The sequence below is a fragment of the Pseudomonas sp. HOU2 genome, assembly GCF_040729435.1.
Taxonomy (GTDB): Bacteria; Pseudomonadota; Gammaproteobacteria; order Pseudomonadales; family Pseudomonadaceae; genus Aquipseudomonas.
The window spans coordinates 4,386,068-4,398,689 of the sequence record NZ_CP160398.1 but is presented as its reverse complement, the minus strand read 5'-3'; the positions used below and the strand labels follow the sequence as shown (position 1 = coordinate 4,398,689).

Genomic DNA, 12,622 nt, shown 5'->3' with positions numbered 1-12,622 from the left:
CGAGGGAGCTTGCTCCCGCTGGCCTGCGCAGCAGGCCCTCAATACGGGGGCCGCTTCGCGCCCCAACGGGAGCAAGCTCCCTCGCCACAAAATCAGTCATTCAAAAAAATATTCGTAAACCGTGAGCCGTTTTTCAGATCTGGCGTGACAGAGAAGGAAAGCCCCCTTGATTCAACCTTCTCAGGATCAACCTTCATGCACCCCACCCGCCTCACGCCACTGGCCCGCAGCCTGCGCAACCTCGTACTGGGCGCCAGCCTGAGCCTCAGCGCTCTGCCAACCATGGCCGCCGAAACCAAGGTTTACCACATCGCCCCGGCGTCACTGGAAAACGCCCTCAACCAGTTTGGTCGTGAAGCCGGCGTGCTGATTTCCTTCGGTTCGCAAGTCACCAGCGGCGTGCAAAGCCGTGGCCTGGAAGGCAGCTACAGCGCCGCACAAGGTCTCGATGCGCTGCTCGAAGGCACCGGCCTGCAAGCTCGCGCCGAAGGCAACAATGCGTTCAGCCTGCAACCGGTCGGCGACACGGCGCTAGAGCTGGACACCTCGAAAGTCGTCGGCGACTGGCTCGGTGACGCGGCGCAGGTCAACGTGTTCGAACACCCGGGTGCCCGCGATGTGATCCGCCGCGAAGACTTCGAACGTCAGGGCGCGACTCAGGCACGCGACGTACTCAACCGCATCCCCGGGGTCAATGCTCCGGAAAACAACGGCACCGGTAGCCACGACATGGCGCTGAACTTTGGTATCCGTGGCCTCAATCCACGACTGGCGGCGCGCTCGACCGTACTGATGGACGGCATTCCCGTACCCTTCGCACCGTACGGCCAGCCGCAGTTGTCGTTCGCGCCGATCAGCATGGGCAACATGGATGCCGTGGACGTGGTGCGTGGCGGCGGCGCGGTGCGTTACGGCCCGCAGAACGTCGGCGGTGTGGTCAACTTCGTGACCCGTGCCATTCCCGACGCGCCGACGGTCAAGGGTGGTTTCCAGACCGAAACCAGCCCGTCGTCGAGCCATGACGGCTTCAAGACCAGCGCCAACCTGCTGGCCGGCGGCACCAATGAAAATGGTCTGGGCGGCGCGCTACTGTATTCCGGCACCCGTGGCGGCGACTGGCGTGAACACAGCGACAGCGAGATCGACGACCTGATCCTCAAGGGCAAATACCAGCTCGACGAGGCCAACAGTTTCAACGCCATGGCCCAGTATTACGAGGGCAAGGCCGACATGCCCGGCGGCCTCAACGTCGCCGATTACGATGCCGATCCTTACCAGTCGACGCGCCCGAAAGACCAGTTCTGGGGCCGCCGTACGATGTTCAACTTCGGCTATCGCTATCAGGAGGATCGCCGCGAATTCACCGCCAACACCTTCTTCACCAAGACCTTGCGCAGCGGCTATCTGGATCAGGGCACGTTCCTCTCACTGTCGCCACGCGAGTATTGGGTGCGCGGTTTCGAAACCCGTTTCGCCCAGGGCTTCGACCTCGGCCCGACCAGCCACGAAGTCGGCGTCGGCTACCGCTACATCAACGAGGCCGGCCACGAATTGCGCTATCGCACGCCGATCAGCAGCAACCAATACCCGACCACCGACAGCCGCAATGACCGCGACACCCGCGGTGGCACCGAAGCCAATGCGTTCTTCGTCGACGATCGCATCGACATCGGCAAGTGGACCATCACCCCGGGCGTACGCTACGAGATGATCGAATCGCAGCAGACCAACAACCTGACCAATGTCAAATACAAGGGCGACTACAACACCGCGCTGCCGGCATTGAACGTGCTGTACCACCTGACTGACAGCTGGAACCTGTACGCCAACACCGAAGGTTCGTTCGGCAGTGTGCAATACAGTCAGATGCCCAACCGCGTGAGCAGCGGCGAAGTGAAACCGGAGAAGGCCCGCACCTGGGAACTCGGTACCCGTTATGACAACGGCGCCCTGCGCGCGGAGATCGGTGCGTTCCTGATCAACTTCGACAACCAGTACGAAAGCAATCAGACCAACGATTCGGTGATTGCCCGTGGCGAGACCCGCCATCAGGGTATCGAGACCAGCGTCAACTATGCGCTGGATGACTTGAGCCCGGCACTGGCCGGTTTCGATGTGTACGCCACTTATGCCTATGTTGACGCGACCATCCGCGAAGACGGGCCGAACAAAGGCAATCGCGTGCCGTTCTCCTCGAAACACAAAGGCACGATTGGTGTCGGTTACACCGAAGGGCCATGGAAACTCAACGTCGACAGCAGCTTCCAGAGCGACCAGTTCGCCGACAACGCCAACACCTCCAGGGAAAGCGCCGACGGCAGCACCGGCAAGATCCCCGGCTACATGCTGTTCAGCAGCCGCGCCGGTTACGACTTCGGCCCGCAATTGTCGGATCTGAACGTGGCGGTGGGGGTGAAGAACATCTTCAACACCCAGTATTTCACCCGCTCGTTCGATGACAACAACAAGGGCAAGTACGTGGGTGAGCCGCGCACGGTGTATGTACAAACCTCTGTAGCTTTCTAAGAAAACTGTGGCGAGGGAGCTTGCTCCCGCTCGGCTGCGAAGCAGCCGTAACTCCCGCGGATGCAGTCTTGTTGCAGATTTTTGGGGCCGCTTCGCAGCCCGGCGGGAGCAAGCTCCCTCGCCACACTGCTCAGCAACACAAACAAAAAACGGGCCTGCTTGCGCAGGCCCGTTCTCATGGGGTGGCTTGAAAAATCAGCGCATCAACTGTTGATCGCTGCCTGTTCGTTCTCCAGAAATTCTTCCTCCAGCAGTGCGTCATTCGCCTTGCTGAATGGCACGATGGCGGCGCGGGGTTTGCCGCGCAGTTTGCCAAACAGATGCTCCAGCGCGTGTTCCAGTTTTTCGGCTGCACCGTCGATCGCCTGTTCCAGCGAATCGGCTTTATGGGTGACGGAAATCGGTTGATGGCCTTTTGGCCGCGCTTCCAGTTGGCAGCGCAAGTCATGGGGACCTGGTTTGTCGCCGTTCTCGTCGCTCAGGTGGACTTCGACACGGGTCAGGTCTTCTTCATAACGGTCGAGCGTGCTCTCAATGGTTGTACGTACCCACTCCTCCAGTCGTTTACTGCTTTGAATATGGTTATCGCTGTTGACTTGGATTTGCATAGTTCATCCCTTATTTCAGCTAGCTCGCCAGAGGCCTTGAATTGGATTTCCTGACCTCCTGGTTACAACAATCGGCCCGACCGGCGAACATTTCAACCCCTGAAAAAAGATAAATATTCATTCGCAAAAAAAGCCGGACAACCGAGCATGTCACTGGTAAGGTCGGGAGTTGGGTCGCCTCGCAACCCTGCAAAATCTGCTCACAATTGCCCGTCGTTCAACGGGTGCAAGCTACGGAAAATCCCCGCCTCCTCCACCAGCCAGTCATGCACCGCACGCACGCCTGGATGGCTCAAGGCCCCCGGCGCATACAGCAGCACGTAGCGTTTGTGGTTGGGCACCGACAGACCGAACGGCACGATCAACGTCCCGCGCTCCAGCTCATCGTTGAGCAACGTGCGCCGGGCAATCGCCACGCCCATGCCGGCAATCGCGGCTTCGATGGTCAGGTGATTGCGGTTGAACGTGTGCCCACGCCGTACGTCGGCGCCTTCGAAGCCGATCGCGTTCAGATAGAACTCCCATTCCGCGTATTCGTAACTGCCGCGCCAGGCGGTGATGTCGTGCAACAACGGGAAATGCACCAGATCCGCCGGCCCATGCAGCGGCGGACGTCCGCGCAGCAAACTCGGCGCGCACACCGGGAAAATCTGCTCGTCGAGCAAGGCTGTGGATAACAGGCCCGGATAACTGCCGTCGTTCAGGTCGATTGCCAGATCAAAGTCGCCCTCGTGCAATGGCACGCTGCTGTCCTCGGCCACCAGGCGCAACTGGATGTCCGGATAGCGCTGTTGCAGGCGCGGCAAACGCGGGGTCAGCCATTTGCTCAAGAACGACGGGATCGAACGCACCCGCAGAATCCCGCTGATCATCCCGGCATCCAGACGACGCAATTCAGCATCGATGCTGCCGTAGGCCTCGTTAACCGTGATGGCCAGTCGCTGGCCTTCCGCACTCAACTCGACACCCCGCGCTCGTCGGTGGAACAGGCGAAAACCCAGACGCTCTTCCAGTTGGCGAATCTGCTGGCTGACCGCCCCCGGGGTGATGTGCAGCTCTTCCGCGCAACGGGTGAACGACAGGTGCCGCGCGGCACAGGAAAACACCTGCAGCCAGACGTAGGTCTGGGCATGCAATTGACGACTCATCGTTTAGTCCTGCTAAAGGCTTACTTAGGAAATTTCGTTAGTCACGTAGGACCGAGGTAGGCAGTATCGCCGACATTGCGCTTGTCCTACAAAAAATGGCAGCGATTCCTACTCCATTGCTTGTAAGGGTTTAGCATGGCTATCAGTGTTTTCGATCTATTCAAAGTCGGCATCGGTCCGTCCAGTTCCCACACCGTCGGCCCGATGCGCGCCGCCGCGACCTTCGCCCTGGCGCTGATCGACCATCGCCTGCTCAACGATGTGCGCCGTGTGGAGATTCGTTTGTACGGTTCGCTGTCGGCCACCGGTGTCGGTCACGCCACTGATCGCGCCACGGTCATGGGCCTGATGGGCGAATGGCCGGATAGTATCGATCCGGCGACCATCGACCCACGCATCCAGCAACTGCGCGAAAGCGGCCTGTTGCTGCTGGCCGGGCACAGAGAAATTTCCTTCAACTGGCAGCACGATCTCCTGCTGCTGGACGAAAGCCTGCCCTACCACCCCAACGCCATGTCGCTGACAGCCTTCGGCGAAAGCGCCGAGCTGTTCACGCAAACGTACTACTCGATTGGCGGCGGTTTCATCATCGAAGCGGCGGAAGCCGAGTCCGGTGTGGCGCCGGCCGGCGACGTGGTGTTGCCGTACGATTTTTCCAGCGCCGCCGAACTGCTGAGCCTGTGCAAGCAGCACAACTTGCGCGTGTCGGAACTGATGATGGCCAACGAGCGGGCCTGGCGCAGCGACGCTGAAATCCGTAACGGCTTGCTGCACATCTGGTCGGTGATGCGCGAGTGTGTCGAACAGGGCCTGCGTCACGAAGGCATCCTGCCCGGTGGGCTGAACGTGCCGCGCCGCGCGGCGAAATTGCACCGCAGCTTGCTGGAAATCGGCAAGCCGAACGTCATCAGTTCGACGCTGTCGGCGATGGAATGGGTCAACCTGTTCGCCCTCGCCGTCAACGAAGAGAACGCTGCCGGCGGGCGCATGGTCACCGCTCCGACCAATGGCGCGGCCGGGATCATTCCGGCGGTGCTGCACTACTACATGAAATTCAATCCGGACGCGTCTGACGATGACGTGGTCGCGTTCTTCATGGGCGCCGCCGCCGTCGGCATTCTGTGTAAGAAAAATGCCTCGATCTCCGGCGCTGAAGTCGGCTGCCAGGGCGAAGTCGGTTCGGCCTGCGCCATGGCGGCGGCGGGCCTCGCTGAAGTGCTCGGCGCGACCCCGGAGCAACTGGAAAACGCCGCCGAAATCGGCCTGGAACACAACCTCGGCCTGACCTGCGACCCGGTAGGCGGTCTGGTGCAGGTGCCCTGCATCGAACGCAATGCCATCGCCGCGGTGAAGGCGATCAACGCCACGCAAATGGCCCTGCGCGGCGACGGCAAACATTTCATTTCCCTCGACCGGGTAATCCGCACCATGCGCGATACCGGCGCCGACATGCACGACAAATACAAAGAGACTTCACGGGGCGGCCTGGCCGTGAGCTGGGTGGAATGCTGACGCGCACTCCCTGAGCGCCCCGGCAGGCCGACACCCGCGGCCTGCCAACCGTGAGCCCGAGCAAAAATAATAACGAGGCAAAAACGATGACCGATGTACGTACACCTGCTGCCGAAAATCCCGCTGTAGATCGCACACGCAATACAGAAATTGCCCACAAGGGCTGGAGCAAATCCGACACCACCTGGATGCTCGGTCTGTACGGCACCGCCATCGGTGCCGGCACCTTGTTCCTGCCGATCAATGCCGGTGTCGGCGGTTTCTGGCCGTTGCTGATTCTGGCGTTGCTGGCGTTCCCGATGACCTTCTTCGCCCACCGCGGCCTGACCCGCTTCGTGCTGTCCGGGCGTTCGGGCGACATCACCGAAGTCGTCGAAGAACACTTCGGCATCGGTGCCGGCAAGCTGATCACCCTGCTGTACTTCTTCGCGATTTTCCCGATCCTGTTGGTTTACAGCGTCGCGCTGACCAACACCTTGAGCAGCTTTCTCGAACACCAGTTGCACATCGCCCCGCCACCCCGGGCGATTCTGTCGCTGGTGCTGATCCTCGGCCTGATGGCTATCGTGCGCTGCGGACAGAACGTGATCGTCAAAGCCATGAGCGTGCTGGTCTACCCGTTCGTCGCTGCCCTGCTGTTGCTCGGCTTGAGCCTGATCCCGAACTGGAACGGCGCGTTCTTCGCCAGCGCCAAGGAGGCGATGCCGCTGTCAACGTTCCTCAAGACGATGTGGCTGGCGATCCCGGTGATGGTGTTCTCGTTCAACCACTCGCCGATCATCTCTGCGTTCGCGGTTGACCAGAAACAGCGCTACGGCGAGCAGGCCGAGCGCAAGAGCAGCGGCATCCTCGCCATGGCCCACGGGATGATGGTGGTGACGGTGATGTTCTTCTGCTTCAGCTGTGTGCTGGCGCTGTCGCCGGCGGATCTGGCCGCGGCCAAGGCGCAGAACATTTCGATCCTGTCGTACCTGGCCAACCACTTCCAGACCCCGGTGATCGCTTACGCCGCGCCGCTGATCGCGCTGGTGGCGATCACCAAATCCTTCCTCGGCCACTACATCGGCGCCAGCGAAGGCTTTCAGGGCATGATCGTCAAAAGCCTGCGCGGTCGTGGCAAGGTGATGTCGGCGAGCTGGCTGAACCGTGCGACCGCGCTGTTCATGATCCTCAGTTGCTGGGCCGTGGCCACCTTCAACCCGAGCATTCTGGGCATGATCGAAACCCTCGGCGGACCGGTGATTGCCTGCCTGTTGTTCCTGATGCCGATGTACGCCATCCGCCGTGTGCCAGCCTTGCGCCAGTACTCGGGACAGGCGTCCAACGTGTTCGTGGTGCTGATCGGCCTGATTGCACTGTCGGCGATCATCTACTCGGTTCTGCCCTGAAACGGGCCACAAATGACAAAGGCGAGCCATGGGCTCGCCTTTTTTATGCCGTATCCATTGTCCAGCAATTTTCCCGGCACAGCCCTTGCTAAGCCCTGTGTAGGAGCTGTGTAGGAGCTGTCGAGTGCAACGAGGCTGCGATCTTTTGATCTTCATGACGCACATCAAGACGCCGCAAATCAAAAGATCGCAGCCTGCGGCAGCTCCTACACAGAAGCACTTGGCGAAATGGCCACGGAATCGCCGATGATCAGGTATTGCGAACCAACCCGATCACGGCCGGTCAACAACTGCACGTTCAATCAGGCGGTGACGCATCATGGACAACCCTTTTCAGATCATTACCGATGCCTTCGCGCCGGACTATCAGATCAACCTGAGCATTCAGGGACTGGACGGCAGCATCATGCTGACCTTGTCCAACAGCGGCCGAATCGTCGCCAAACGGATGATCAGCGCCGAACAGCGCAACGACCCGGTACGGCTCAAACGGCTGGTGCAAAGCATCCAGTTCGGTATTGCCATCGAACAGGGCCACAGCGCCATGGCGATCCTTGAAGCGATGACCGGCGGCGACGGCCTGCCCCCGCCACCGCAGCCAATTGACGGCCGCTCTCGACCATCAGCCGGGATTTAGAGTTCGCCCTTCTCGATCTCGGGGTGCTCACCGGAGCCGGCGCCAAGTTTGCGTTGCGGTTTTTCGATCTTCACCGATGGAAATTGCGACGAGGCGTAACGCACCACCAGGATCGAGAACGCCAGCAGCAGAATGCCGCCGCACAGGTAGATGATGCCCATGTCCGGCGGGTTGTGATGCGAGACGTTGGAGATCAGCAGGCGGGTCAGCGCAGTGATCGCCACGTAGATCAGGAAGCGCACCGGCATGTGGTTGGTCTTGAAGTAAATCCCGACCATCGCCCCCAGTTCCAGATAGATAAACAGCAACAGAATGTCATCGATCTTGATGTGGCCTTCTTCGAGCATGCCGAGAAATTCCATCACCGCCGCCCACGCGGTCACCGCACCAATGGCGAACAGCGCCAGATAGTGAAAGGTCTCGACGAACAGGTTGCCCAGGGACTCGGCCAGCTGATGCACGTTTTGCCGCAGTTTCTCGGCCCAGTTTATTTTCACGATGATGTTCCTTAGCCCGATGCGAGCGGATGATGCCGGTTGGACGTGACGGTTTTCCGTATGCGCTGTGCGCCATGCAGAAACGAGGCCACGCATCATGGCGAGCCGGCATCAAACCTGCGCCGTGGCGTTTGGTCGCACCGTTGAACAGGCACCGTCGACAAGAATGATTATGACGGTATAACTGAAGTTTCTTGATAAGTTCGTTACGCTTGAAATGGCATTAGCTTATAAGTGAAATATTATTAATCGGGTCAATCTGTGAACTCGCGCACACTCACCTCGGTTATTCACCAGTTAGTTATCCAATATATGACTGGTGTAATTATTTCCAGAGCAGCCCCATCAGCGAAGCTTTAACTGCAGCAGCGATCTTGTTTTGGCAACCGAGCTTCTTCAGGCAATGGTTTATATGGAAGTTAACCGTCCTTTTGCTGATGCCGAGGATCACCGAAACATCGTCCGATGACTTTCCGTCAGCGGTCCATTGCAGGATTTCCTTTTCTCTCTGCGACAGTTCTATCGGCACCGGGAGCACCGAATCGGCGCCGCGCATCTGCAGGCGCGTCAGCCCCAGGTGAGTAATCTGGGCCAGCCAGGACAGCTGCGCCTGTTTGGTTTCGAGTTCCAGCGCGGTGATCGGCTCGCTGCCCCGGGCGAAGGTCACCAGCCCTTGAGTTTCGCTGTTGAGCAGCGTCTGCCCCCAGCCCTCCGAGAGCCCGTGAGCCTGCGCATCCTGCCAGAATTCGGGCATCTGAGCCTTGAGTTCAGCGTCCCACAGCACCGGTTTCACGCTGCGCATTGCGCGCTGGACGTAAGGATCGACGTCCAGGTAACGATTGGCGGAATAGGCAGCTTGCCAGGCGGGCGAATAATTATTGGCAAGAAAAAGACAGGGTTTGGTGATGGGGAAAAGTCGGCGTGACCCGTAAGCCACATAATCAAACTCCAACTGCCTGGCGACGGTCTTGATACTGTCGAACAACAACTCGACATCCGTTGCAGACATGGCGTTTTCCAACAGTTCAGCCTGCCAATATGACATAGAGATTCCTTTCCCACAGTTAATGCTGTCGGCCTCTTGCCAACATGCCTAGCATATTTCCAAATGTTTCCGCTAGCTGTCAAGGGTGACAGGTAGTATGCGAGCGCAGTGTGCACTTTAATCGCCACCCAACCAATCACTAAACGGAATCTGTGATGGATTACTTGTCAGGACGTTATGACGAGTTGACGACAGTAAAGCGTCAACGCTTGGCTCAATATCGCTATCAGGTGTTCGTCGAACGCCTCGGCTGGCAGTTATCCACGCCGGACGATTTCGAGTTCGATCAATTCGATCACAGCGGCACCCACTACATCGTCGCCGAAGAACACGACGGCAACATCAAGGGATGCGCCCGCCTGCTGCCGACCACCCAGCCGTATCTGCTGAGTGAGGTGTTCACCTCGTTGCTCGGCGACAAGCCTGCACCGTGCGGCGATGACATCTGGGAGCTGTCGCGCTTCACCTCACTGGACCTCGATGCCGAGGGCGGCAAAAACGAACAGGTGATGTCCGACGAAAACACCGTTGGCCTGTTCATGGCCACGCTGGAGTACGCCAGGACCTGCGGCGTTTCACATCTGGTGTCGGTGTCACCGGTCGCGATCGGACGCCTGCTCAAACGTGGCGGCATCGACTACAAATGGCTGGCACCGCCGCAGGTACTGGACAACCGAACCCTCGGCGCCTGCTACATCACGGTGCAGTAACCCTGCCCGACACGCGATAACAAGAAAACAAGAAAACAAGAAAACACATCAACTGAAGCTGCCGACACGCGTCGAGCAGCACCTTTCGGTGTGGGTCGATTTCACGCCATGGATAGCAACTGCCTTACAACCAACGTTCAACACAGAGGGATGATCATGATCGACATGCACAGGAAAGTTGCCAAAGACATCGTCCACAAGGGCCACGATGACGACGTGCTGATTTACGACGCTCACCACTTGCTGCCAGCCTGGCTGCCGGCCGCCATCGTGCAACGGGCGAACCTTGATCCAATGGATCTGGAGATCGTCAATCAGGCCTATCGGCTCGACAGCGAGCGTCTGGTGCTGCGTTCGCTGCCAACCATCATCGACCTGGAGGAGCTCGAACTGGCGGGCCTGGCCGACTGTCTGCCGGAGCTGCTGACGAACTACGAGAAAACCACTGACCACCTGATCCTCAGCGGCGTCTGGGTGCTGGAAAGCACCGAGGCCAAACTGGCTCGACTGCCCGGTTGCGACAATGGCCTGAGCCTTGATCAGCGTCGACAGGTGCATGATGTTCTGAAGGCTCTGGACGGCTGCCCGCAACAGGGCCTGCTCTATTTCACCCTGTTCAACGACACCGCCAATTACTTCTTTTACCGCAAACACCACGAACACGTGCCGGGCCTGATGCTGATCGAAGCGGCACGCCAGGCGATGTACGCGCAGTTCTACCAGCACAGCGGTTACGCCCGCGGCGAGGTGTCGATTTCCATCGTTGATCTGCTGTCGAGTTTTCCCCGGTACACCGAGTCTTCGTTTCAGGTGGATGTACTGGTCGGCGACTACGAAGGCATGGCGCCGCCGCGGGCGCGCAAGGTCGACAAGCGTGCGCGATTCTTCCAGCGAGGCGAGCTGGTGGCCGACATTCGCCTGCACGGCGAAGTGATCAAGATGCCGGTGTTCAAGCGTATGCGGAATATCAACATCGACCCCGCCTGCTGGTTCCGTCCGCTCAAGGGCATACGCCATGAAGTGCTGGTGCGCCTGGATTCCGGGCGTCACCTCTCCGCTCGTCTTGAGCTGCTGTCGATGGCCGGTCTGCAAGTGCAATGCGACAGCCCGCTCGACGCCTCCGAGCGCGGCCACGTCTACCTGTACCTGGAAAACGAAGGCATGCTCAGCCTGCCGCTGCAATCGCTGCACACCTGCGACGCGACAAAGGCCGGCACGCTCAAGCTGCAGCTGGCAGAACTGGATTCGCCGCTGCGCTTCAAGTGGCGCGAAGTGCTCAAGCAATTCGCTTACTTCTCCCACGAAGAAACCGCCCCGGCCCCGGCGCCCGTCCTCGGACAACCGTTGTGGATGACCTTCGATCAAGCCTCGGCGATGCCCGAACAAAGGAAGGAAGCATGATGCCGCGCTATCCCCACGTGCTGGAGCCCCTGCGGCTGGCCGGCGGGCTGGAGTTGCGCAATCGGCTGTTCTTCGCGTCGATGGGCGTGGACCTGGCCGATCACAGCGGGTGCGTGACGCCCGCCATGATCGAGTTCTATCAGGGCATCATGGAGGGCGGTTGCTCCATGGCGTTTCTGTGCAACGCCACGGTCTCGCCGCAGTCGCGTCTGCAGAGCACCGGGCTCGGCCTGTTCGAGGAACATCAGGGCGAATCGCTCAAGGCGATGTTCGCGATGGCCGAGCAGGTCAACACGCCGGTGGGTGTGCAACTGCAGCATTACGGTGGTCAGGGCACCACCACGCACACCGGCGTTGCCGTGCTGACCCCGAGTGGCGTGCCCTGCCCGCGCGTGTCGAAACTCGATCCGGATTACCGCGTGCGGATCATGGACGAAACCGACATCGCTCTGGTGATCGAGCAGTTCGCCCATTCCGCCTGGCTGGCCTGGACCAACGGCGCGCGTCTGGTGCAGTTGCAGGCGTCCAACGGCTACCTGCTGAGCAGTTTTCTCTCGCCGCACACCAACAAGCGCACCGACCGGTATGGTGGCAGCGAAGAGAACCGTGCGCGGCTTTTGCTCGAAGTGGTCAGGGCCATCCGCGAGCGTACCCAGGGCCAACTGATCGTCACCATTCGCCTGGGCATCGACGACCGTCTGGGCGCTGAAGGGCTGCAATATACGGACCTCAAGGAAACCGTGCAGGCGCTCTGTCAGGCCGGCGTTGCCGCGCTGGAATGTTCGATGTGCATGGGCGCGACGTTCGGCCAGTTGATCGTGCATTCCGAGACCATGGACCACTACCTGCAAGCCGGCGTGCGGGCGATCAAATCCGTGTCGACAGTGCCGGTGGGTTACGCCGGTTTCATCGATGGGCTGGACAAGGCCGAGCAGTTGCTCGCCGATGGCGTATGCGATTGGGTAGGAATGTCGCGAGCGCTGTTCGCCGACAATGACCTGATCAACAAAACCCTGCAGGGCCGTTCCGCCGACATCCACAAATGCCGCTGGGACAGTCAGTGCTTCAGCGACAAGAGCAATCCGCGACTGGATCGGGTGTATTGCTGCGTGAACCCGAAATATTTACGCCCCGCGTTGGCATAAGGAGA

11 protein-coding genes are annotated in these 12,622 nt (G+C 59.8%); 7 read left to right on the top strand and 4 right to left on the bottom strand.

What is annotated here, in order from left to right:
* Positions 1-195: 195 nt before the first annotated feature.
* Positions 196-2,526, top strand: a complete 2,331-nt coding sequence (gene fecA, locus ABV589_RS19795) for a TonB-dependent Fe(3+) dicitrate receptor FecA (RefSeq protein WP_367083174.1) — start codon at positions 196-198, stop codon at positions 2,524-2,526.
* A 203-nt stretch (positions 2,527-2,729) separates the two neighbouring features.
* Here fecA and ABV589_RS19790 read toward each other — a convergent pair whose 3' ends face one another.
* Positions 2,730-3,134, bottom strand: a complete 405-nt coding sequence (locus tag ABV589_RS19790) for an HPF/RaiA family ribosome-associated protein (protein WP_007968091.1) — start codon at positions 3,132-3,134, stop codon at positions 2,730-2,732.
* 200 nt (positions 3,135-3,334) lie between these two features.
* Positions 3,335-4,282, bottom strand: coding sequence for a LysR substrate-binding domain-containing protein (locus ABV589_RS19785; protein ID WP_007914183.1), 948 nt, complete (start codon positions 4,280-4,282; stop codon positions 3,335-3,337).
* Positions 4,283-4,417: 135 nt separating this feature from the next.
* On the opposite strand from ABV589_RS19785, the gene ABV589_RS19780 reads away from it, so the two are divergent.
* The 3 genes from ABV589_RS19780 to ABV589_RS19770 all read left to right on the top strand — a co-directional run bounded on the left by ABV589_RS19780 (position 4,418) and on the right by ABV589_RS19770 (position 7,819).
* Positions 4,418-5,794: an L-serine ammonia-lyase gene (locus ABV589_RS19780; protein ID WP_367083172.1), complete on the top strand. Its 1,377-nt coding sequence runs from the start codon at positions 4,418-4,420 to the stop codon at positions 5,792-5,794.
* Positions 5,795-5,880: 86 nt separating this feature from the next.
* A complete protein-coding gene (locus tag ABV589_RS19775) occupies positions 5,881-7,182 on the top strand; it encodes an HAAAP family serine/threonine permease (protein ID WP_367083171.1) in 1,302 nt (433 codons plus the stop codon).
* Positions 7,183-7,501: 319 nt separating this feature from the next.
* Positions 7,502-7,819 carry a DUF3509 domain-containing protein gene (locus ABV589_RS19770; protein WP_202370141.1) on the top strand — a complete coding sequence of 106 codons (318 nt, stop codon included), beginning with the start codon at positions 7,502-7,504 and terminating at the stop codon, positions 7,817-7,819.
* Here the strand turns inward: ABV589_RS19770 and ABV589_RS19765 are convergent.
* Positions 7,816-8,316: a phosphate-starvation-inducible PsiE family protein gene (locus ABV589_RS19765; RefSeq protein ID WP_003221775.1), complete on the bottom strand. Its 501-nt coding sequence runs from the start codon at positions 8,314-8,316 to the stop codon at positions 7,816-7,818. The genes ABV589_RS19770 and ABV589_RS19765 overlap by 4 nt on opposite strands.
* Before the next feature lie 325 nt (positions 8,317-8,641).
* Entirely contained in the window at positions 8,642-9,361 is a 720-nt protein-coding gene (locus tag ABV589_RS19760; protein WP_367083169.1) for an autoinducer binding domain-containing protein, read from the bottom strand.
* Positions 9,362-9,516: 155 nt separating this feature from the next.
* Between ABV589_RS19760 and ABV589_RS19755 the strand changes: the two genes are divergently transcribed.
* From ABV589_RS19755 to ABV589_RS19745, 3 genes are all read left to right on the top strand, one after another.
* On the top strand, positions 9,517-10,071 hold the full coding sequence (locus ABV589_RS19755; protein WP_367083168.1) for an acyl-homoserine-lactone synthase: 555 nt from the start codon (positions 9,517-9,519) through the stop codon (positions 10,069-10,071).
* Between the two features lie 156 nt (positions 10,072-10,227).
* Entirely contained in the window at positions 10,228-11,472 is a 1,245-nt protein-coding gene (locus tag ABV589_RS19750) for an AfsA-related hotdog domain-containing protein (RefSeq protein ID WP_367083167.1), read from the top strand.
* The gene (locus tag ABV589_RS19745) at positions 11,469-12,617 is read left to right on the top strand and encodes an NADH:flavin oxidoreductase (RefSeq protein ID WP_367083166.1); all 1,149 of its coding nucleotides are present in this window, start codon (positions 11,469-11,471) and stop codon (positions 12,615-12,617) included. The genes ABV589_RS19750 and ABV589_RS19745 overlap by 4 nt, the downstream gene beginning before the upstream one ends.
* Positions 12,618-12,622: the final 5 nt, after the last annotated feature.

Bases quoted from the DNA above. Each gene is read 5' to 3' on its own strand.
- ABV589_RS19785 (WP_007914183.1), bottom strand. From the start codon at position 4,282: ATGAGTCGTCAATTGCATGCCCAGACCTACGTCTGGCTGCAGGTGTTT.
- ABV589_RS19750 (WP_367083167.1), top strand. From the start codon at position 10,228: ATGATCGACATGCACAGGAAAGTTGCCAAAGACATCGTCCACAAGGGC.
- ABV589_RS19770 (WP_202370141.1), top strand. From the start codon at position 7,502: ATGGACAACCCTTTTCAGATCATTACCGATGCCTTCGCGCCGGACTAT.
- ABV589_RS19790 (WP_007968091.1), bottom strand. From the start codon at position 3,134: ATGCAAATCCAAGTCAACAGCGATAACCATATTCAAAGCAGTAAACGA.
- ABV589_RS19760 (WP_367083169.1), bottom strand. From the start codon at position 9,361: ATGTCATATTGGCAGGCTGAACTGTTGGAAAACGCCATGTCTGCAACG.
- ABV589_RS19775 (WP_367083171.1), top strand. From the start codon at position 5,881: ATGACCGATGTACGTACACCTGCTGCCGAAAATCCCGCTGTAGATCGC.
- fecA (WP_367083174.1), top strand. From the start codon at position 196: ATGCACCCCACCCGCCTCACGCCACTGGCCCGCAGCCTGCGCAACCTC.
- ABV589_RS19755 (WP_367083168.1), top strand. From the start codon at position 9,517: ATGGATTACTTGTCAGGACGTTATGACGAGTTGACGACAGTAAAGCGT.
- ABV589_RS19745 (WP_367083166.1), top strand. From the start codon at position 11,469: ATGATGCCGCGCTATCCCCACGTGCTGGAGCCCCTGCGGCTGGCCGGC.
- ABV589_RS19780 (WP_367083172.1), top strand. From the start codon at position 4,418: ATGGCTATCAGTGTTTTCGATCTATTCAAAGTCGGCATCGGTCCGTCC.